This is a genomic window from Streptomyces rectiviolaceus (assembly GCF_039533825.1).
In the GTDB taxonomy this organism is placed as follows: Bacteria; Actinomycetota; Actinomycetes; order Streptomycetales; family Streptomycetaceae; genus Streptomyces; species Streptomyces rectiviolaceus.
The window spans coordinates 1-19236 of record NZ_BAAAUG010000187.1 but is presented as its reverse complement, the minus strand read 5'-3'; the positions used below and the strand labels follow the sequence as shown (position 1 = coordinate 19236).

At 69.1% G+C, this 19236-nt stretch carries 20 protein-coding genes; 6 read left to right on the top strand and 14 right to left on the bottom strand.

Annotation, left to right across the window (positions count from 1 at the left end; genetic code table 11):
• Nucleotides 1-139 precede the first annotated feature (139 nt).
• Nucleotides 140-835, top strand: coding sequence for a phosphatase PAP2 family protein (locus tag ABD378_RS38855; protein ID WP_344529210.1), 696 nt, complete (start codon nucleotides 140-142; stop codon nucleotides 833-835).
• Between the two features lie 308 nt (nucleotides 836-1143).
• Here ABD378_RS38855 and ABD378_RS38850 read toward each other — a convergent pair whose 3' ends face one another.
• Together ABD378_RS38850 and ABD378_RS38845 are read right to left on the bottom strand one after the other, a co-directional pair.
• Nucleotides 1144-2739 carry an FAD-binding oxidoreductase gene (locus ABD378_RS38850; protein WP_344529208.1) on the bottom strand — a complete coding sequence of 532 codons (1596 nt, stop codon included), beginning with the start codon at nucleotides 2737-2739 and terminating at the stop codon, nucleotides 1144-1146.
• A 127-nt stretch (nucleotides 2740-2866) separates the two neighbouring features.
• Nucleotides 2867-3022 carry a hypothetical protein gene (locus tag ABD378_RS38845; RefSeq protein ID WP_344529206.1) on the bottom strand — a complete coding sequence of 52 codons (156 nt, stop codon included), beginning with the start codon at nucleotides 3020-3022 and terminating at the stop codon, nucleotides 2867-2869.
• A 121-nt stretch (nucleotides 3023-3143) separates the two neighbouring features.
• Here ABD378_RS38845 and ABD378_RS38840 point away from each other — a divergent pair, with 121 nt between their 5' ends.
• Nucleotides 3144-3965 carry an SCO4651 family lipoprotein gene (locus tag ABD378_RS38840; RefSeq protein ID WP_344529204.1) on the top strand — a complete coding sequence of 274 codons (822 nt, stop codon included), beginning with the start codon at nucleotides 3144-3146 and terminating at the stop codon, nucleotides 3963-3965.
• A gap of 149 nt (nucleotides 3966-4114) precedes the next feature.
• A complete protein-coding gene (locus ABD378_RS38835; RefSeq protein ID WP_344529202.1) occupies nucleotides 4115-4303 on the top strand; it encodes a hypothetical protein in 189 nt (62 codons plus the stop codon).
• A 660-nt stretch (nucleotides 4304-4963) separates the two neighbouring features.
• On the opposite strand, the gene ABD378_RS38830 is transcribed toward ABD378_RS38835, so the two are convergent.
• Nucleotides 4964-5320, bottom strand: coding sequence for a metal-sensitive transcriptional regulator (locus tag ABD378_RS38830; protein WP_344529200.1), 357 nt, complete (start codon nucleotides 5318-5320; stop codon nucleotides 4964-4966).
• A gap of 222 nt (nucleotides 5321-5542) precedes the next feature.
• Between ABD378_RS38830 and ABD378_RS38825 the strand changes: the two genes are divergently transcribed.
• Entirely contained in the window at nucleotides 5543-6163 is a 621-nt protein-coding gene (locus ABD378_RS38825; protein WP_344529198.1) for a DUF47 domain-containing protein, read from the top strand.
• Nucleotides 6164-6172: 9 nt separating this feature from the next.
• Nucleotides 6173-7171, top strand: coding sequence for an inorganic phosphate transporter (locus ABD378_RS38820; protein WP_344529196.1), 999 nt, complete (start codon nucleotides 6173-6175; stop codon nucleotides 7169-7171).
• A gap of 179 nt (nucleotides 7172-7350) precedes the next feature.
• On the opposite strand, the gene pstB is transcribed toward ABD378_RS38820, so the two are convergent.
• The 10 genes from pstB to ABD378_RS38770 all read right to left on the bottom strand — a co-directional run bounded on the left by pstB (nucleotide 7351) and on the right by ABD378_RS38770 (nucleotide 18043).
• On the bottom strand, nucleotides 7351-8127 hold the full coding sequence (gene pstB, locus ABD378_RS38815) for a phosphate ABC transporter ATP-binding protein PstB (RefSeq protein WP_344529194.1): 777 nt from the start codon (nucleotides 8125-8127) through the stop codon (nucleotides 7351-7353).
• 49 nt (nucleotides 8128-8176) lie between these two features.
• Nucleotides 8177-9226 carry a phosphate ABC transporter permease PstA gene (pstA, locus tag ABD378_RS38810; RefSeq protein WP_344529192.1) on the bottom strand — a complete coding sequence of 350 codons (1050 nt, stop codon included), beginning with the start codon at nucleotides 9224-9226 and terminating at the stop codon, nucleotides 8177-8179.
• Nucleotides 9223-10245 carry a phosphate ABC transporter permease subunit PstC gene (gene pstC, locus ABD378_RS38805; RefSeq protein ID WP_344529190.1) on the bottom strand — a complete coding sequence of 341 codons (1023 nt, stop codon included), beginning with the start codon at nucleotides 10243-10245 and terminating at the stop codon, nucleotides 9223-9225. The genes pstA and pstC overlap by 4 nt, the downstream gene beginning before the upstream one ends.
• A gap of 117 nt (nucleotides 10246-10362) precedes the next feature.
• Complete coding sequence (gene pstS, locus ABD378_RS38800; protein WP_344529188.1) at nucleotides 10363-11493, bottom strand: phosphate ABC transporter substrate-binding protein PstS; 1131 nt, start codon at nucleotides 11491-11493, stop codon at nucleotides 10363-10365.
• Nucleotides 11494-11744: 251 nt separating this feature from the next.
• Complete coding sequence (locus ABD378_RS38795; protein WP_344529186.1) at nucleotides 11745-12167, bottom strand: NUDIX hydrolase; 423 nt, start codon at nucleotides 12165-12167, stop codon at nucleotides 11745-11747.
• A complete protein-coding gene (locus ABD378_RS38790) occupies nucleotides 12164-13285 on the bottom strand; it encodes a CHAD domain-containing protein (RefSeq protein WP_344529184.1) in 1122 nt (373 codons plus the stop codon). Before ABD378_RS38790 ends, ABD378_RS38795 begins: the two co-directional genes overlap by 4 nt.
• A complete protein-coding gene (locus ABD378_RS38785; protein ID WP_344529182.1) occupies nucleotides 13266-15512 on the bottom strand; it encodes an RNA degradosome polyphosphate kinase in 2247 nt (748 codons plus the stop codon). Before ABD378_RS38785 ends, ABD378_RS38790 begins: the two co-directional genes overlap by 20 nt.
• A gap of 211 nt (nucleotides 15513-15723) precedes the next feature.
• Nucleotides 15724-16695, bottom strand: a complete 972-nt coding sequence (locus ABD378_RS38780) for an ABC transporter permease (RefSeq protein WP_344529180.1) — start codon at nucleotides 16693-16695, stop codon at nucleotides 15724-15726.
• Complete coding sequence (locus tag ABD378_RS38775; protein WP_344529178.1) at nucleotides 16692-17591, bottom strand: ABC transporter ATP-binding protein; 900 nt, start codon at nucleotides 17589-17591, stop codon at nucleotides 16692-16694. The genes ABD378_RS38780 and ABD378_RS38775 overlap by 4 nt, the downstream gene beginning before the upstream one ends.
• Nucleotides 17588-18043: a GntR family transcriptional regulator gene (locus ABD378_RS38770; protein ID WP_344529176.1), complete on the bottom strand. Its 456-nt coding sequence runs from the start codon at nucleotides 18041-18043 to the stop codon at nucleotides 17588-17590. Before ABD378_RS38770 ends, ABD378_RS38775 begins: the two co-directional genes overlap by 4 nt.
• Nucleotides 18044-18180: 137 nt before the next feature.
• On the opposite strand from ABD378_RS38770, the gene ABD378_RS38765 reads away from it, so the two are divergent.
• The gene (locus tag ABD378_RS38765) at nucleotides 18181-18531 is read left to right on the top strand and encodes an LppU/SCO3897 family protein (protein WP_344529174.1); all 351 of its coding nucleotides are present in this window, start codon (nucleotides 18181-18183) and stop codon (nucleotides 18529-18531) included.
• Nucleotides 18532-18638: 107 nt separating this feature from the next.
• Here ABD378_RS38765 and mshD read toward each other — a convergent pair.
• Nucleotides 18639-19236, bottom strand: a 598-nt coding sequence (mshD, locus tag ABD378_RS38760; RefSeq protein WP_344529172.1) for a mycothiol synthase, incomplete at its 5' end; no start/stop codon positions are given.

The following is a 19236-nucleotide window of genomic DNA, read 5'->3' as shown; positions in this document are numbered from 1 at the left end:
GTTCCCTTGACTGGAACAGCGCGACCACCCAGTAGCGAGCGGCATTGACCACGCGGCAAGCAGTACTGAATCACGGGGGTTGATGGCAGGGCGCACGGCAAGGTGCGTCCGAGGCGAGGAGACAAGGGGCCGCAGCACCATGGCTGGACTCGACACAACTGGGTCGAACCCCGACGTCAGCCTGCTCTACGACATCAACGGCCTGGCTGAGGATTCGCCGGACTGGCTGACCAGGTCGGTGGCATTCGTCGGTGAGTACGGACTTCTGCTCGCGCTTGTTCTGCTGGTCCTCTGGTGCTGGTGGGGTCAGCGAAAGCGCGGGGCACTCGATGACGCCGCTTCCTCTGTCGCCGCTGTTGTCTGGGCGCCGTTGGCGGCCGGGATCGCTGTCCTGGTGAATGCGCCGATCCGGGGATTTGTGGAGCGGCGTCGGCCTTTCAAGGACCATGACGGCCTAGAGCTCCTTGTGCACGGAAAGACCGACTTCTCCTTCGTGAGCGATCACGCGACGCTCACCATGGCTCTTGGCGTCGGGCTTTTCGTGGCCAACCGAAAGTTCGGTCTTGTCGGCATCGCCCTTGCCTTGCTCGAAGGCTTCTGCCGGGTCTTTATGGGCGTGCACTATCCGACGGACGTCGTGGGCGGATTCGCGCTCGGGACGGCTGTCGCGCTGCTGCTCTCGCCGCTGGCGATGGCCCTGCTCACGCCTGTGGCCAAGGCTGTTGGGCGGACGGCGCGGGGCGGGTGGCTGGTGTGGGCGAAGCCGACGGAGGCTGTGGCGGAGCTGCCTCGGGCCGCGGCCGCGGGTCCGGACGAGCGGGATCTGGCGGCGTAGCGTCCGCCCGGCGGCGCTTCAGCAGCCACCAGCCGGCGCCGGCCGCCGCCACGGTGACTCCTGCGGAGGCGGCGGCGAGGGGGCCTGCCTCGGGGTGCTCGGCCTCTGCGGCGGCGGCGTGGGCCGTGGGGGTGGCCAGGGCCAGGAGGGCGGCGGTGGTGGCTGCGGCTTTGGCTATTCGCGGGGTCATACCCCCTAGAGCAGCGGGGTCCTGCTGAGTGGGCCACCTGAGGGCGTGTCGGGTGAGCTGTTCGGGTTGCGGGGGCGGCCGTCTGGGGTACTGGATGTACCAGCCCGCCTCAGGTCGGCTAAAGGGCCTGGGGGTAGTCGAAGAAGCGGTTCGGGTCGTACTGCTTCTTGATCTTCTTCAGGCGGCCAGCCGCCGAACCGTAGTAAGCCTCACGCCAGTTGGACAGCGTGGGGTCCGCGTAGTTCTGGTAGGCCGCCCCGGATGCGTATCGGGCCATCGCTCCGTGGGCCGTTTTCAGCCATGCCTGGGCCGGCTTCCCGGACGTACCCGGGCGCCACGCGGCGATGTACTGCGCCAGCATCCGAGAGCGGCGGTGCACGAAGGCCGTGGCCGTCGGGTCGACCCGGTTGATCGCGCCGCCAAGCGCGGTCAGCGCGATGCTGCCCCCGCTCGCGCCCGTCACGTTCTCCACCTGGGAGAGCAGCGCGCGGATCCCCGCCGCCGAGAGCGAGCGGTCGAAGAAGTCCGAACTCGCCGCGTACGTCTCGCGGTTCAGCGCACCCTGCGGGCTCCGTCCCGGCGTGGCGCCGGGCAGGTGGCACTGGGCGTCCGCCGCGAAGGACGAGCAGCCCGCGTACACCTCCATCGACTCCTCGTACGAGCGCCGCTTCAGCGAGACGCTGCGCGCCGGGGTGCCGATCTTGTCCGCCAGGCGGTCCACCGCGTTCTGGAGCTCTCCGTACGTTCCGAGGGAGAAGCACGCGACCGAGACGGTGGGCGTGCCGCCCGGCGTGTTCGCCAGGTGCGCCGACGACCAGATCTCGTCCGGCTGGTCGGGGCCCCACTCCTGCCACGCCTTGATGACCGCGGCCGCCTTCGACCAGGGCCAGGTCATGTATGCCGAGACCCCCTGCGGAGCCGCGTGGGTGCGGAAGCTCAGCTCCGTCACCACGCCGAAGTTTCCGTTCCCCGCGCCCCGCAGCGCCCAGAACAGGTCCTTGTTCTCGCTCTTGCTCGCCGTCAGCTGCTTGCCGTCCGCCGTGACGATCGTCGCCGATGTGAGGCTGTCGCAGGTCAGGCCGTACGCCCGTGACACCACTCCGTGGCCGCCGCCCAGCGTCAGGCCGGAGATACCGACCGTGGGGCAGGAGCCCGCCGGGATCGTCACGCCCTTCGCGGCAAGCGCGCGGTAGACGTCGATCAGCTTCGCGCCCGCGCCGACCGTCGCCGTCGAACCACTGGCCCGTGTCTTGTTCAGCTTCGACACGTCGACGATCAGGCGGCCCGTGCCGGACGACCAACCCCCGTATGAGTGGCCGCCGTTGCGTATGGAGACCGGGACGTCGTGTGCGCGGGCGTAGGTCAGGGTCGTGCGGATGTCGTCGGTGTTCGCGACGTAGGCGACCGCGGTCGGCTTCAGGCTGTCGTAGCGCGTGTTGTAGAGCTGACGGGCCGCCGCCCACTTCGCCTCGCCCGGCTTGACCAGGGTGCCGTCCAGGTCCTTGGCGAGGGCGGTGAGGTTCGCCGCGGCGGACGCGGCGGCGCTCGACGTGCGGATGGGAGCGCTGGGGCGCGGGGAGCCCGCGCTGCGGGAGGTCGCGCCGCCGCCGCCGCCACTGCTCCCGCTTCCGCTTCCGCCGGAGCCGGTGCAGCCCGCCGCCGCGAACGCCGCCGTTGCCGCTGCCGTCGTGCTGATGAACGTACGTCGCTCCATGACCCGCCTCCCGTTGCTTCCCGGCCTACGAGACGGCGGTCGGGGCCCATGGGTTCCGGTGAGCGGAAAGGGGAGTTGCGTGGAGTGGAGTGAAGTCGCGCGGGAGTTGCGTGCGGCGGCCCGCGGGCTACCCGTCCGGCATGTGGGATTCCGCGTCCGTACGGGCCTTGCTGCGCGCTCTGCGGGCCGGGCCGCGCCAGCCGCAGCTGCACCGTGCCGCGCAGAATCGGCCCTGCTCGACCGTTGTCGTGCGGTGGGGTTCGTCCTGTTGCTCCTCGGCCACGTCACCACCGTACCCACGCCGGGTGAACGCTCTTACGCGTGACCGGGTCAACGTACCGGTCGTTACACGGAACGACAGGGGGCTACAGCACCTCGCGGGAAGGCTTGGGGGTAGTCGGGCGATGGGTCAGCAGCACAGGCGCACAGGCGGGGCGGCCATCACGGCCGCGGCGGTGGGTCTCATGGCCGTCGCCACGGGCTGTTCGGGGGGCGGAGCCGCGGCCGACGACGGGCGCAGCGCCTCCGAGGGCGCCGTCGACGTGGTGCGGGACTCCGCCGACGCCCTTGTCCGCGCGGGGAGTTCCAAGGCGCGTACGTCCATGGAGATGGCCAGCGGCGGGACCCGCGTGACCATCCGTGGGCACGGCTCGTACGACTTCAGGCGGCAGGTCGGGCGGTTCGTGGTGGTGCTGCCGAAGGATCCCGCCGGGGACGAGGAGCACCGTCCCATCACCGAGCTGATGGCGAGCGGCGCGCTCTACATGAAGAACCGGGGGGCCGGGGTGCCCGCCGACAAGTGGGTGCGGATCGACACGGCTTCGCTGTCGGACGGCAACCTGGTCACGGGCGGGGCCACGGATCCGCTGGCCGCGGCGGAGCTGCTGCGGGGCGTGCGCAAGGCGTCGTACGTCGGTGAGACGGCGGTGGCGGGTGTGAAGGTGCGGCACTATCGCGGGACCGCGGACCTTCCGAGCGCCGCGAAGTCCGCTTCCGAGGGGCAGCGGGGGGCCCTGGGGGCGGCGGCGAAAGGGTTCAGCAAGGGTGGGGTGCCGTTCGACGCGTACCTCGACGAGCAGGGGCGGCTGCGGAAGCTGCGCCAGCACTTCAGTGTCGCGAACGCCGAGGTGGCGTCGACCACGTTGCTGTACGACTTCGGGGTGCGGGTGGATGTGCGGTTGCCGGCGAGCGAGGACATCTTCGCGGGGAAGATCGCCGAGAAGTGATCGCCGGTAAGTGATCGCCGGGAAGTAGGGGTGCCCGGCTAGTCGCGCCCGGGGGTGTGGAAATGGTCCGTCCGTGCCATGCGCGGTGCGTAGGCCGCTCCCTACTCTAGGAAGTCGGTACCGGCAGGAAGCTAGGTCAGGAAGAGGTGATGAACGTGGCTCTGGTGCGCGGTACGACTGTTCAGGACCACGTTGCCCTTGCCGAGATCGAGCTGTGCGGCGAACTCATCATCGCGGCGAGTGCCGCCGGCGAGGAGCGGTTGAGTGCCGATCGCATCGACGAGGTCCTGAACGTCTCCACTGACGTGGAGCGGCACCGAGGCGAGGACCGGGACTAGTCCCGGCCCCCTCAGGATGGGGATGCGGCCCGGGCCCCGCCGCAACCCCTCCAAACACCGAGCCCGCCGCTTCGCGGCGCATCTCTCCCACCCACCCACCCGATCACCCCGCGGCAGCGCGGGGGTGCGGTACGCGGTAGCGCGGAGGTGTGGTGGGGCCGTCGTGTGCCGCCGAACACCAAGCCCGCCGCTTCGCGGCGGATGTCTCCCGCCCACCCACCCATTACCCCGCAGGGCAATCGGGTGGGTGGGTGGGGATGATCCGCCGCGAAGCGGCGGCCTTGGGGCGGGTGCCTCAGCGAGACAGGCGGGCAACGGCAGGCCGGTGTCGCTCGGCGGTGGCGGGCCCGGTCTCCCAGGCGCCGGTGTCGCTCGGCGGTGGTGGGGAGTCCCCGTTCCTCAGGCGCCGGTCCCGCTCGGCGGTGGAGGGGAGCCCTCGTTCCCCAGGCGCCGATGTCGCTCGGCGGTGGAGGGGAGTCCCCGTTCCTCAGGCGCCGGTCCCGCTCGGCGGTGGAGGGGAGTCCCCGTTCCCCAGGCGCCGGTCCCGCTCGGCGGTGGAGGGGAGCCCTCGTTCCCCAGGCGCCGGTGGCGCTCGGTGGCGGGGGCCCCGGTTGCCCAGGTGCCGGGCGGCGGCAGGTTCCGGTTTCCCAGGCGGGAGCCTTACGTTCGCATCATGCGGGCGATGGCCTTGGTGGCTTCCTCGACCTTCGCGTCGATCTCATCGCCGCCCTTGACCGCCGCGTCCGCCACGCAGTGGCGCAGGTGCTCCTCCAGGAGCTGGAGGGCGAAGGACTGCAGGGCCTTCGTGCCGGCCGAGACCTGAGTGAGTATGTCGATGCAGTAGACGTCTTCCTCGACCATCCGCTGCAGACCCCGGATCTGCCCCTCGATGCGCCGCAGGCGCTTGAGGTGCTCGTCCTTCTGCTTGTGGTAGCCGTGGACCCCCTGGTCGTGGCCGCCGGGCTCGGAGGTCGCTTCGGTGTTCATGGCCACACCGGCCGGCTCGGTGGTCGTCATCGCGTCCTCCTGCTTGGACAGTCACTCTGCTGGGCAGTTATAGGAAAGCCACTGGCTCAACTGGCTTCCTATACCCCTAGTGGGTATAGGATACTCGATTGCTCGGGGGGCGTGCTGATCACTGTGCCTGATGGGCGACACTGGGGTCTGGCCGGTTAGCCGTGGCCGGATGATGCGCCTAGCATCAGCCTGACCGAATCCAAAGCACCCCGAGGACCCCACGTGCGCTTTCGTCTGACCCCCAGGGAGACGAGCTTCTACGACATGTTCGCCGCATCCGCGGACAACATTGTCACGGGCTCGAAGCTCCTTATGGAACTGCTCGGGGCTGACGCCTCCGCCCGAGTCGAGATCGCAGAGCGTATGCGGGCCGCGGAGCACGCTGGAGATGACGCGACACATGCGATCTTCCACCAGCTGAACTCCTCCTTCATCACGCCCTTCGACCGCGAGGACATCTACAACCTGGCGTCGTGCCTCGACGACATCATGGACTTCATGGAGGAGGCCGTCGACCTGGTCGTCCTTTACCAGGTCGAGGAACTCCCCAAGGGAGTCGAGCAGCAGATCGAGGTCCTGTCGCGAGCCGCCGAGCTCACGGCCGAGGCCATGCCGAATCTGCGGACGATGGACAACCTCACCGAGTACTGGATCGAGGTCAACCGCCTGGAGAACCAGGCCGACCAGATCCACCGCAAGCTTCTCGCTCAGCTCTTCAACGGCAAGTACGACGCCATGGAGGTGCTGAAGCTCAAGCAGATCGTCGACGTGCTTGAAGAGGCGGCCGACGCGTTCGAGCACGTCGCCAACACGGTGGAGACCATCGCGGTCAAGGAGTCCTGAGGCCTCTCCATGGACACCTTTGCTTTGGTCGTGACCATTGGCGTCGCGCTCGGATTTACGTATACGAATGGCTTTCACGACTCCGCGAACGCCATTGCCACTTCCGTCTCCACCCGTGCGCTGACGCCCCGTGCGGCACTCGCCATGGCCGCCGTCATGAACCTCGCGGGCGCCTTCATGGGCAGCGGGGTCGCCAAGACGGTCAGCAAGGGCCTGATCGAGACGCCTCATGGCAACAAGGGAATGTGGATCCTCTTTGCCGCCCTGGTGGGCGCCATCGTCTGGAACCTCGTCACCTGGTATTTCGGGCTTCCTTCGTCCTCATCGCACGCGCTTTTCGGTGGAATGGTCGGAGCCGCGCTCGCCGGTGGGATCGGAGTGATCTGGTCCGGCGTGCTCGACAAGGTCGTCATTCCGATGTTCATCTCGCCCGTCGTCGGCCTCGTCGCCGGCTATCTGGTGATGTGCGCGATCATGTGGATGTTCCGGAAGTCCAACCCGCACAAGGCCAAGCGCGGATTCCGTATCGCGCAGACGGTGTCCGCGGCCGGAATGGCGCTCGGTCACGGTCTGCAGGACGCGCAGAAGACCATGGGCATCGTGGTGATGGCCCTGGTCATCTCCGATGTGCAGGACGCTGACGCGCCCATTCCGATCTGGGTCAAGATCGCCTGTGCGCTGATGCTCTCCGCCGGTACGTACGCGGGTGGCTGGCGCATCATGCGTACGCTCGGCCGCAAGATCATCGAGTTGGACCCGCCGCAGGGATTCGCCGCCGAGACCACGGGCGCGGGCATCATGTTCACCACCGCGTTCATGTTCCACGCGCCGATCTCCACCACGCACGTGATCACTTCCGCGATCATGGGTGTGGGCGCCACCAAGCGGGTCAACGCCGTGCGGTGGGGCGTCGCGAAGAACATCATCCTGGGGTGGTTCATCACGATGCCCGCGGCTGCGATCGTCGCTGCCGTCAGTTTCTGGATCGTGAACCTGGCGTTCCTGTAGTTCTTCGGCCGCGAGCAGTTTGTGGCTGGTCGCGCAGTTCCCCGCGCCCCTTCGGGGCACGGCCCGAACATAGGAAAGGCCCGCCCCCCGGGAGCCAGGGAGCGGGCCTTTCTTTGTTGCCCCTGCGGTGGCACCGCCATGCAGCACCGCAAGGAGTCGGGGATACCCGAGGACGTGGCCTAGCCGAAGCGGCCGGAGATGTAGTCCTCGGTGGCCTGCACGGACGGGTTGGAGAAGATCCGCTCCGTGTCGTCGATCTCGATGAGCTTGCCGGGCTGGCCGACCGCCGCGAGGTTGAAGAAGGCCGTACGGTCCGAGACGCGGGCCGCCTGCTGCATGTTGTGCGTCACGATGACGATCGTGAAGCGCTCCTTCAGCTCGCCGATGAGGTCCTCGATCGCGAGCGTCGAGATCGGGTCCAGGGCCGAGCAGGGCTCGTCCATGAGCAGGACCTGGGGCTCCACGGCGATCGCCCGCGCGATGCACAGACGCTGCTGCTGACCGCCCGAGAGGCCGGAGCCGGGCTTGTTCAGGCGGTCCTTGACCTCGTTCCAGAGGTTGGCGCCCTTGAGGGACTTCTCGACGATGGCGTTCAGCTCGTTCTTCTTGTACGAGCCGTTGAGCCGCAGGCCCGCCGCCACGTTGTCGAAGATCGACATCGTGGGGAACGGGTTGGGGCGCTGGAACACCATGCCGATGGTGCGGCGCACGGCGACCGGGTCGACACCGGGACCGTAGAGGTCCTCGTCGTCCAGGAGCACCTTGCCCTCGACGCGGCCACCGGTGGTGACCTCGTGCATGCGGTTGAGGGTGCGCAGGAAGGTGGACTTGCCGCAGCCGGAGGGGCCGATGAAGGCCGTCACGGAGCGGGGCTCCACGGTCATCGAGATGTCCTCGATGGCCTTGTGGGCGCTGTAGTAAGCGGTCAGGCCCGATACGTCGATTCGCTTGGCCATGGGGATCACTGCCTTAAGGGGGGTTACGAGAGGGTCGCTGATGGCCGCGTCAGCGGCCCGTCTTGGGGGCCTTCCAGCGGGCTACGCCGCGGGCCGCCAGGTTGAGGATCATGATGAAGCCGATGAGGGCGAGCGCCGCCGCCCAGGCGCGGTCGTAACCGGCCTGGTTGCCGGCCGCGTACTGCTGGTAGATGTACAGCGGCAGCGAGGCCTGCGAGCCTTCGAACGGGTTCGTGTTGATCATGGGGTTCACCCAGACCAGGAGCAGGACCGGTGCGGTCTCGCCCGCGATACGGGCGACCGCGAGCATGACGCCGGTCGTGATGCCGCCGATCGCGGTGGGCAGGACCACCTTCAGGATGGTCCGCCACTTCGGGATGCCGAGGGCGAGTGACGCCTCCCGCAGCTCGTTCGGTACGAGCTTGAGCATCTCCTCCGTGGAGCGCACGATCACCGGCATCATCAGGATGGCGAGCGCCATGGCGCCGGCCCAGCCGGAGAAGTCGAAGCCCAGGATCAGGATCCAGAAGCTGAGGACGAACAGGCCCGCGACGATCGACGGGATGCCGGTCATGACGTCCACGAAGAACGTGACGACCTTGGAGAGCTTCCCGCGCCCGTACTCGACGAGGTAGATCGCGGTGAGCAGGCCGATCGGCACGGCGATGACGGAGGCCAGGAGCACCTGCTCCAGGGTTCCGATGATCGCGTGGTAGATGCCGCCGCCGGGCTCGTCGTCCGCGACCACGCCCATGGAGTGGGTCAGGAAGTAGCCGTTGAAGACCTTCGTGCCGCGCTCGACGGTCTCGTAGATCAGCGAGGCCAGCGGGACGACGGCAAGCAGGAACGTGACCCACACCATCGAGGTGGCGAGGCGGTCCTTGGCCTGGCGCCCGCCCTCGACGGCCACCGCGGCGACGTACGAGACGACGATGAAGAGGATGGCCGCGATCAGACCCCACTGGATGCGGCTGTCCAGGCCCGCGCCCATACCGATGCCGATGCCGACGGCGGCGGAGCCGAGCGCGACGACGGCCGGCGTCCAGCGCGGGAGGCGGGCGCCCTGCAGACTCGCGGGCTTGACGATGGTGGCGCTCATGCGTTGGCCCCCGAGTACTCCTTGCGGCGCGCGATGATCATGCGGGCCGCGCCGTTGACCAGCAGCGTGATGACGAAGAGGACCAGGCCGGATGCGATGAGCGCGTCACGGCCGTACTCGGTGGCTTCGTTGAACTTGCTTGCGATGTTCTGCGCGAAGGTGCCGCCGCCGGGGTCGAGCACGGACGCGCTGATGAGGAAGGTCGGGGAGAGCACGGTGGCCACGGCGATGGTCTCGCCGAGCGCGCGGCCAAGGCCCAGCATCGAGGCGGAGATCACGCCCGAGCGGGCGAAGGGGAGCACCGACATGCGGATGGTCTCCCAGCGCGTGGCGCCGAGCGCGAGCGCGGCCTCCTCGTGCATCTTCGGGACCTGCAGGAAGACCTCACGGCTGACGTTCGTGATGATCGGCAGGATCATGATGGCGAGCAGGATGCCGACCGTCATCAGGGAGCGCGGGGCGCCGTCGTTGTACTCGAAGACGCCGGTCCAGCCGAGGTAGTCGTCGAGCCAGCTGTAGAGGCCGGTCAGATTGGGTGCGACCACGAGGGCGCCCCAGAGGCCGTAGACGATCGACGGCACGGCGGCCAGGAGGTCGATCACGAAGGCGATGGGGGTTGCCAGCTTGCGTGGCGCGTAGTGCGAGATGAACAGCGCGATGCCGATGGCCACGGGGACGGCGATCACCAGGGCGATCACCGAGCTCACCACGGTGCCGAATACCAGGACCGCGATGCCGAAGAACGGCTTGCCGCCGGTGGTGGCACCGGCCGGGTCCCACTCGAAGGTGGTGAGGAAGTTGCCCGTGTTGTCCGCGAGCGCGAGCGTCGCACGGTAGGTCAGGAAGGCCGCGATGGCGGCCATGATCACAAGCAGCGTGATGCCGGAGCCGCGCGAGAGACCGAGGAAGATCCGGTCGCCGGGGCGGGTCGCGCTGCGGCGGGGGCGCTTGGGCGTGATGCCCGATGGCCGTACGTCGTCGAGGGGTGGAGGTGCTGTCGTACTGCTTGGTATATCCATGGGATTCTCCGGTCTGCGGAGCGAATCACCGCTTCTTCGGCGGGAGTTGCTCCTGGCGGCGGTGCACCGGACGGTGCGGCCGGCCCTGACTCACGGGGCCGGCCGCACTCGGTTCAGCTAGCTCAGGCCCGCGACGGTCGTGCGGACCTTGGAGATGATCTCGGCCGGGATCGGCGCGTAGTCGTTCTCCTTGAGGACGTTCTGGCCGTCCTCGCTGGCGATGTAGGTCAGGAAGGACTTGGTCGCGGCGAGGGTCTCGGCCTTGTTGCCCTTCTCGCAGAGGACCTCGTACGTCACCAGGGTGATCGGGTACGCGCCTTCGGCGGTGGGCTTGTAGTTCAGCTCGAGGGCGAGGTCGTTGCCCTTGCCGACGACCTTGGCCTCGGAGATGGCCTTGGAGGCGTTGTCGACGGTGGCCTTCACCGGCTCCTTGGCGTCGGTCTGCAGGTCGACCGTGCTGATGCCGTCGGAGGCGTAGGAGAGCTCGAAGTACGAGATGGCACCGGGGGTCTGCTTGACCTGGCCCGCGACACCGGAGGAGCCGTTGGCGGACTGGCCGCCCTTGGCCTCCCAGGACTTGCCGGGCTCGTACGACCAGGCGGACGGGGCCGCGCCCTTGAGGTACTTGGTGAAGTTGTCCGTGGTGCCGGACTCGTCCGAGCGGTGGAACGCCTGGATCTTGGTGCCGGGGAGCTTGGCGTCCGGGTTCAGCTTCTTGATGGCCTTGTCGTCCCAGGTCTTGATCTTGTCGTCGAAGATCTTGGCGAGGGTCTCGGCGTCCAGGACGAGGTTGTCCACGCCGGGCACGTTGTAGCCGACGGCGATCGGGCCGCCGACCATCGGCAGGTCGATGGCCTGGCTGTCCTTGCAGACCTTCTTCGACGCCGCGATCTCCTCGGGCTTCAGCGCCGAGTCGGAGCCCGCGAAGGCGGTCTGGCCCTGCATGAACGCGGTGATGCCGGCGCCGGAACCCGTCGGGTTGTAGTTCAGCTGAACGTCCTTGCAGGTGGTCGAGTAGACCTTGCGCCAGGCGTCGATGGCGTTCTTCTGCGCGGACGAACCGGAGGCAGCGAGCTGGCCCTTGGCGTCGTCGCACTTGATGTTGGCGTTGGCGTTGGTCTCCTTGCCGGTGCCACCGCTGCCGCCGCTCGTGTCGTCGGAGCCGCACGCCGTGAGGGCCAGGGCGCCGGAGACGGCGATGGCGCCGAGGGAGAGGGCGCGGAGCCGGTTCTTGCGCTGAAGCTTCACTTTCGGGTCTTCCTTCCGGGAGCCGCCGGCCCTTTGCTGGCGGCGTGCAGGGTCTTCGTCGTTGCGGTCTAGCGGTTCTGCGGTTCTGCGGTTCTGCGGTTCTGCGGTTCTGCGGTTCTGCGGTCTTACGTTGTGTTGTAAGGCTGAAATTAGGCAGGGCAGGTGAAGTGGCCAAAGGGCATGAGTGAACGGCGGGTGAACCTCGGCGGTCGGCCTGGTTAGGCAACGCACTACGGAACGTAGCGGATCGATTACGCCGGGTTGAGGACGCCGAGCAGGGCGTCGACGAGGTGCTGGTCACGGGCTTGCGTGAGGCGGTTGCGGGCCGCGGCCGGCGAGAGCCAGAGGATGCGGTCGACCTCGTTGTTGGGGGTGAAGTGGCCGTCCGTCGCTTCTGCCGCCCAGTAGCTGACCTCTTTGGGGCGGCCCTGGGCCAGATAGCGGACCGTGGGGAGGCGGGCGCCGGGGGTGCAGCGGTGGCCGGTCTCCTCCTCGACCTCGCGCAGGGCGCCGTCGAGGGGGGTCTCGGCTCGCTTCAGCTTGCCCTTGGGGTGTGACCAGTCGTCGTACTTCGGCCGGTGGACCAGGCATATCTCCAGGCGGCCGTCGTACGGGGAGTGGCGCCACAGAACGCAGCCCGCGGCCCGGACGACCTCGCCCTCGGGCCGCGTCACCGGGTACTCACCGCCTCCGTCTCCCGGATCCAGGCCTGGTGAAACGCGAAGCGCGCCGCTTCCACCTCGTGGCGCTGGTCGGCGTGCAGGACGCCGAGGGCGTACGCCGTCGCCGGGGCGATGCGGGCGGTGCGGGCGGGCGACGCCGCTGCCGACGCGGCATCCGCGGCCTCGCGGTGGAGGTCCAGGGCGTGGCCCGCGTCCGCGAGGCGGAGGTCCCCGCCGGGGCCCGGGGCAAGGACTTCCTGGGCGTACCTGTGCAGGCGCAGGAGGGCGCGGGTCTTCAGCCAGGGGGCGTCCTGCGCCTCGGGGGCCTCACCCGCGGCGAGGCCGTGCGTCAGCGCTTCCGCGTTGTACGGGTGGCCTGCTTGGCCCATGGGGAGCGCGGCGACCGCTTCCGCGAGGTTTTCCGCGGCTTTCGCTGCCAGCGGTTTGAGGTCCTCCGCTGCCCGGATCAGGGGGACCTCGCTTGCCAGTACGGCCACGTTGTCCGCCACTGCGTGGAAGCGGGAGGAGCCGAAGGCTTGGAGGGCGGCTGAGTGGGACCTGGTTCGCGCCAGGGTGAGCTGCCGTTCCAGCAGGGCTGCGGCCTTGGCTGCGCCGACCGTCAGGCCGCGTGGAGTTCCGCCCTGTTCATCGGCACCCTGCGGTGAAGGCTGTGCCCACCCGTTCCGCCGTGCGGAACGCCTGCCCACAGCAGGGACGGCTGCCTGGGTGGGCTGTGTGCCCGCCGGTGCGTTGCTCACGGGCGAGGCGTGGCCTACCGGCGCCGGGACCATCGGTGTGCCCGACAGGCGGTGCAAGGCGTCCAGGAGGCGCTCCAGGCGTGCCGCGAAGGCGTGCTCCCTCGCCAATGTGCCTGACAGCCACGCCAGTTCGGGGCGCAGTCCTGACGCCCACTCCTGGTCCAGGAGCGGGCGGAACGTGTGCAGCGTGCCGCCGATGCGGCGGGCCGCGCGGCGCAGCGCGCGGGCCGCCTCCAGGGACTCCTCCGCGCCCTGCGCGTCCGTCGTCGACTCGCGGTGCAGCCGCAGCGAGCGCAGGAACTCCGTGGCCTGGCCCTGCAGATAGGCCGACAGGACATCGCCTGTCGTCGTCTCATGGTTTAGCTGTGCCACGCCGGCGCCTCCGGGCGTCTATGAGCATCTCCTGTACGTTCCGCAGGGGCTGGCCCTCCGGATCAAGGGCGTGCCGGGTCCAGTTGCCGTCAGCGCCCAGGTGCCAGGAGGCGGTGGTGTCAGACATGCCGGTCTCCAGGAGCCGGCTCAGCGCGGCCCGGTGTGCCGGGTCGGTGACCCTGACCAGTGCCTCGATACGTCGGTCGAGGTTGCGGTGCATCATGTCGGCGCTGCCGATCCACACCTCGGGCTCGCCCGCGTTGCCGAAGGCGAAGACGCGGGAGTGCTCCAGGAAGCGGCCGAGCACGGAACGTACCCGGATCGTCTCCGAGAGCCCCGCGACCCCGGGCCGCACGGCGCAGATCCCGCGCACCCACACGTCCACCGGCACGCCCGCCTGCGACGCGCGGTAGAGCGAGTCCACGACCGCCTCGTCGACCATCGAGTTGACCTTGATGCGTACGTACGCGGGGCGGCCCGCGCGGTGGTGCTGGATCTCCTTCTCGATGCGTGAGATCAGCCCGTCGCGCAGGGACTTGGGGGCGACGAGGAGCCGGCGATAGGTCTCGCGGCGCGAGTAGCCCGAGAGCCGGTTGAAGAGGTCGGACAGGTCGGCGCCCACCTCCTGCTTGGCGGTGAGCAGCCCCAGGTCCTCGTAGAGACGGGCCGTCTTGGGGTGGTAGTTGCCGGTCCCCACGTGCGAGTAGCGGACCAGGGTCTCGCCCTCCTGGCGGACGACGAGCGACAGCTTGCAGTGCGTCTTCAGGCCGACCAGGCCGTAGACGACATGGCAGCCCGACTCCTCCAGCTTCCGCGCCCACTTGATGTTCGCCTGCTCGTCGAAGCGCGCCTTGATCTCGACCAGTACGAGCACCTGCTTGCCCGACTCGGCGGCGTCGATCAGCGCGTCGACTATCGGGGAGTCGCCCGATGTCCGGTACAGCGTCTGCTTGATCGCGAGGACGTCCGGGTCGGCGGCCGCCTGCTCCAGGAAGGCCTGCACGGACGTGGAGAACGAGTCGTACGGGTGGTGAAGCAGCACGTCGCGTTCGCGAAGGGCGGCGAAGATGTCCGGCGCGGACGCCGACTCCACCTCGGCGAGGTCGCGGTGCGTGCCCGCGATGAACTTCGGGTACTTCAGCTCGGGCCGGTCGAGGGCAGCGATGCCGAAGAGCCCGGTCAGGTCCAGCGGACCCGGCAGCGGATAGACCTCGGCCTCGCTTATCTTCAGCTCGCGCACGAGGAGGTCGAGGACGTTGCGGTCGATGGACTCCTCGACCTCGAGGCGCACCGGCGGCCCGAAGCGGCGCCGCATGAGCTCCTTCTCCAGGGCCTGGAGGAGGTTCTCGGCGTCGTCCTCCTCGACCTCCAGGTCCTCGTTCCGCGTGAGCCGGAACATGTGGTGCTCCTGGATCTCCATGCCCGGGAACAGCTCCGCGAGATGCGCGGGAGCGGCGATGACGTCCTCGATGGGGACGTACCGCTGGGGCGAGGCCTCAAGGAAGCGGGAGAGCAGCGGCGGCACCTTCACGCGCGCGAAGTGAGTGTGCCCCGAAACCGGGTTGCGCACGACCACGGCGAGGTTGAGCGAGAGCCCCGAGATGTACGGGAAGGGGTGCGCCGGGTCGACCGCGAGGGGGGTCAGGACGGGGAAGATCTGCTGCCGGAAGAGCGTGAAGAGGCGGGACTGCTCCTTCTCGGTCAGCTCGTTCCAGCGGACCAGGTGGATGCCCTCGTCGGCGAGGCCGGACGCGACGTCCTCCTGGTAGCAGGCGGCGTGCCGGGCCATGAGCTCGCGGGAGCGGTTCCAGATCAGCTCCAGGACCTCGCGGGGCTGCAGACCTGAGGCCGAACGGGTGGCGACGCCGGTCGCGATGCGCCGCTTCAGACCGGCCACGCGGACCATGAAGAACTCGTCCAGGTTCGAGGCGAAGATCGCCAGGAAATTAGCCCGTTCGAGTAGGGGTGTGTTCGGGTCCTCGGCGAGCTCAAGGACGCGCTCGTTGAAGGCGAGCCAGCTGCGCTCCCGGTCCAGGAAACGGCCCTGCGGAAGCTCCTGGCCGTCGTGTCCTACCTGGCCGTCCTCGTCGTACGCGTCGAGATCGGCGTCGATGTCGGGGTCGAGGTCGGACACCGCGGCCGACAGCGTGTGCGGGCGGTGCGCGGCGATGGAGCCGACGGAGGGCTGGGCGTGCTGGACCTGACCTTGCGTGCTGGGCTGGCTCATGGCCCCATTCTTCCGCGCCGGAACACCGATGGGCGCGTCGGAGAGTGCCGGGGCGATGACGAGCTTCCCGTTCATGGGGGGAGGGTCGGGCACGGCGGGCTGCATTGAGCGAGGGTCGCAAGCCAGTCTGAATCACTGGTTACGGCGACATGACGTGCGGGACATGTGCCGGGGGCCCCCGGACGTCTACACGTCCGGGGGTCCTGCGGAATCAGGCGGTCCGGCGCCGCAGCACCCGGAACGCGGCGTACGCGGCCGCCGCGGTGAGGGCCAGGATGATGCCGGTCTCGATGAACTGGACGTACCAGAAGTGGGAATGGGGGTGGACGTCGGCGTACCAGCCGGTGATCTTCGTGTCGGAGGGGCAGGGGAAGCGGGCCATCTGCTCCGGCGAGCACTGCCCGGCGACGAAGCGTTCGCCTGCGGCGTTGTGGACCCCCGTGCCCATGGTGAGGGAGTCCATGGGGAGGTCATACATCGTGTAGCTCGTGGACGTGCCCGATGCGGGCCCGGAGAGGGTCTTCACCGGGAACAGCTGCCACCGCACATTGCCCATGACCAGCAGTACGAGACCGGTGACGAGCCCCCCGCCGACCAGCGCCACCAGGGTGCGGCGCACGAGGAGACCGACGAGGGCGCCGACCATGATGCCGAGAAGGCAGTACGCGATGAGGGCCGGGCCGATGGACTCGTAGACCCCGCGGTCGGCCCAGCCCAGGTTCCACACGGCCCCGGTACCGGACCGGCCGAGCCAGAAGGCCGCCATCAGCGCGAGCCCGCCGGACACGGCCGTCACGGCGAACACCGTCAGCTTCGACAGCAGCCAGCGCGCGGGCGAAACCGACTGGGTCCAGGCGAGCTTGTGGGTGCCCGACTCCATCTCGCGGGCGATGACCGGGCCCGCGACGAAGGCGCCGATCAGGACGGGGATCAGGAGCATCCCCTGGGAGTACTGCTTCATGAACGTGTACAGCAGATCCTGGGCGCTGGTGAAGCCGAGGAACGTGTCGCAGGTGCCGTTGGAGGTGCAGGCGCCGGTGGGCTCGGGATAGGCGTGGGTCGCCCACCGCAGATAGCCCGTCGCCACGGCCGCGAAGACGACGAGGCCGAGCCCCGTCCACAGCGCGCCGCGGTGCAGCCGGACGTCCGTCCAGTGCTGACCCCGGAGAAGCGGAGTGCTCATACCGTCACCTCGCGCTCGGCGGGCGCCGTGCTCGGCGTCAGCAGTGTCGGCGCCTCGGGGGAGCGCAGATGGGCCAGCAACAGTTCCTCCAGGGACGGCTCCTCGACGTCCCAGCCGTCGCCGACCGGGCCGTCCGGCCGGATCAGCGCGGCCAGGCCACGGCCGGTCGCGCGGGATTCGACGACGGTGTGCGGGGCCAGGTCCTCGACCGGGCGGCGCCCGGTGACCAGGGCGTGTGCGGAGACGAGGTCGTCGATGCCGCCGCCGAGCCTGACCCGGCCGCCGGAGACGAGGAGCAAGTGGTCGCAGGCGTCGGCCAGTTCACCCACGATGTGCGAGGACATGACCACGGTGGTGCCGTGCTCGGCGGCCTGCGCCATCAGCGTCCCCATCAGCTGGTGGCGGGCGAGCGGGTCGAGGTCGGCCATCGGCTCGTCAAGGAGCAGGAGTTCGGCCCGCTTGCCGAGCGCGAGCGCGAGGGCGACCCGGGTGCGCTGGCCGCCGGAGAGCGTGCGCACGCGCAGCTTCGGGTCCAACCCTCCTTCGCGTACGACACGTTCGGCGACGGCGGCGTCCCAGCGCCCGGCGTTCAGCTCGGCGCCGAGCCGCAGGGTGTCGGCGATGCTGAGCTGCGGATAGAGCGGCTTGTCCTGGGCGACGTACGCGATGTGCTCGCGCGCGGCGGCCGGGTCGGTGCCGAGCACGGTGAGCGTGCCCTCGGTTGGCCGAAGGAGCCCGGCCGCGAGGGTGAGCAGCGTCGACTTGCCCGCGCCGTTGGGCCCCACGACCGCGCAGATCCGTCCGGCGGGCAGCCGGAAGGAGCAGTCGCGCAGGGCATGGCCCCGCCGCCCATAGCTCTTGGCAAGCGCGGCCGCCTCGATGGCGGTGTCGGTCATGCGTGGCCCCCCTTGGTCACGTGCTGCTCTGAGTGCGCGGAGCCCTCTGAGTCCTCTGAGTCCTCTGAGCGCTCCGACTGCGTGAACTGCTCTTCCAGCACGGCGCTGAACAGCGCCGCTACGTCGTCCCTCTCCAGACCGGATGCGCGGGCACGTGCGGCCCACTGGCTCAGCTCGCCGCGCAACGGGGAGTCGGTGGGCGTGGAGCCCAGTGACTTCCGTACGAAGGTGCCGAGCCCGCGGCGGGCCTCGACCAGGCCCTCGCGTTCCAGTTCGCGGTAGGCCTTCAGGACCGTGTTCGGGTTGATGGCCGTCGCCTCGACGACCTCACGGGCCGTGGGCAGCTTGTCGCCCGGCTCCAACAGGCCCAGGCGCAGGGCCTGTTGGGTCTGCTGGACGATCTGGAGATAGGTGGCGACGCCGCTGCGCCGGTCGATACGGAACTCGACCATGCCCTTGCACCACCCTTTCACTAATTGAGTAGTGAAAGGGTGGTGCAAGACGGCGGTTACGTCAAGAGGCAGGTGATCTTGTAACGTCTGCGGCTCAGCATTGACGTGAACACGCATGGAAAGTCGGGGGACTTACCTTGTCCAATTCATCCTTCAGCCGCCTGTCGCCCGTGATGAAGGCGGTGACCCTGCTCGTCGCCGCGATCATCGCGGGGGTCTGGTGGTACAGCAGCCGCGGCAACACCACGGGCCCCGACAGCGAGGCCGCCAAGGCGCCCGCGGTCGCCGAGGTCGGTGACTGCGTACAGAACAAGGGGTCCGACGGCAGCCCCGACATGGAGGTCATCGGCTGCTCGAACGCCAAGGCCGAGTACAAGGTCGCGAGCAAGTTCGAGTCCGAGTGCAAGCCGGGCCAGTCCCAGTACCAGGAGACTCGGCGCGGGCGGGTGCAGTTCGAGATGTGCCTGGAGCCGGTGGCCCCGAAGTAGCGTGACCGGATGGCAGGAAGGCCGCGCCTTCCTGCCGTCCGCCCGGACTTGTCCGGCTGCGGGTGCGTAGTGGTTGATCGCGCAGTTCCCCGCGCCCCTTAAGGGGCTTAAGACTCCGTGCGGTACATCAGGTCCGTCTCGTGCGTGACGAACCCGAGCCGTTCGTAGACGCTCACCGCCGCCTTGTTGTCCGCGTCCACGTACAGCATCGCCGTCGGAAGACCCGCCCCCGCCAGGTGGTTCAGGCCGATCGTGGTCAGCGCCTTGCCGAGGCCGCCGCCCTGCGCGCCGGACCGCACCCCGAGGACGTACACCTCACCGAGGCCCTCCTCCGCGTGCACCTTGGTCCAGTGGAAGCCGATCAGTTCGCCGTCCTTCTCGGCCAGGAAGAAGCCCGCCGGGTCGAACCACGGCTCGGCCTTGCGGTCGTCCAGGTCGCGCTGGGTGAGGGAGCCCTGCTCGGGGTGGTGGGCGAAGGCGTCGGCGTTCACCGCGAGCCAGGCCGCGTCGTCCCGGCCGGGGACGAAGGGGCGTACGGAGACGCCATCGGGGAGGACGGGATCGGGCAGGTCCAGGTCGCCCAACGAGCGCCGCATCTGGCGCAGTTCGCGGAAGAGGGTGAGTCCGAGCACCTGCGCGAGGTGCCGCGCCGCCGAGTGCCCGCCGTGCGCCCAGATCCGCAGCCGCCTGCCGGACTCGGCGAGC

What these genes read in the sequence shown, in the direction of transcription:
- ABD378_RS38830 (WP_344529200.1), bottom strand. Translation starts at nt 5,320, where the DNA reads ATGACGACCACCGAGCCGGCCGGTGTGGCCATGAACACCGAAGCGACC.
- pstB (WP_344529194.1), bottom strand. Translation starts at nt 8,127, where the DNA reads ATGGCCAAGCGAATCGACGTATCGGGCCTGACCGCTTACTACAGCGCC.
- ABD378_RS38785 (WP_344529182.1), bottom strand. Translation starts at nt 15,512, where the DNA reads ATGAGCCAGCCCAGCACGCAAGGTCAGGTCCAGCACGCCCAGCCCTCC.
- pstC (WP_344529190.1), bottom strand. Translation starts at nt 10,245, where the DNA reads ATGGATATACCAAGCAGTACGACAGCACCTCCACCCCTCGACGACGTA.
- ABD378_RS38850 (WP_344529208.1), bottom strand. Translation starts at nt 2,739, where the DNA reads ATGGAGCGACGTACGTTCATCAGCACGACGGCAGCGGCAACGGCGGCG.
- ABD378_RS38770 (WP_344529176.1), bottom strand. Translation starts at nt 18,043, where the DNA reads ATGGTCGAGTTCCGTATCGACCGGCGCAGCGGCGTCGCCACCTATCTC.
- ABD378_RS38840 (WP_344529204.1), top strand. Translation starts at nt 3,144, where the DNA reads ATGGGTCAGCAGCACAGGCGCACAGGCGGGGCGGCCATCACGGCCGCG.
- ABD378_RS38775 (WP_344529178.1), bottom strand. Translation starts at nt 17,591, where the DNA reads ATGACCGACACCGCCATCGAGGCGGCCGCGCTTGCCAAGAGCTATGGG.
- ABD378_RS38835 (WP_344529202.1), top strand. Translation starts at nt 4,115, where the DNA reads ATGAACGTGGCTCTGGTGCGCGGTACGACTGTTCAGGACCACGTTGCC.
- ABD378_RS38855 (WP_344529210.1), top strand. Translation starts at nt 140, where the DNA reads ATGGCTGGACTCGACACAACTGGGTCGAACCCCGACGTCAGCCTGCTC.
- ABD378_RS38820 (WP_344529196.1), top strand. Translation starts at nt 6,173, where the DNA reads ATGGACACCTTTGCTTTGGTCGTGACCATTGGCGTCGCGCTCGGATTT.
- ABD378_RS38780 (WP_344529180.1), bottom strand. Translation starts at nt 16,695, where the DNA reads ATGAGCACTCCGCTTCTCCGGGGTCAGCACTGGACGGACGTCCGGCTG.
- pstA (WP_344529192.1), bottom strand. Translation starts at nt 9,226, where the DNA reads ATGAGCGCCACCATCGTCAAGCCCGCGAGTCTGCAGGGCGCCCGCCTC.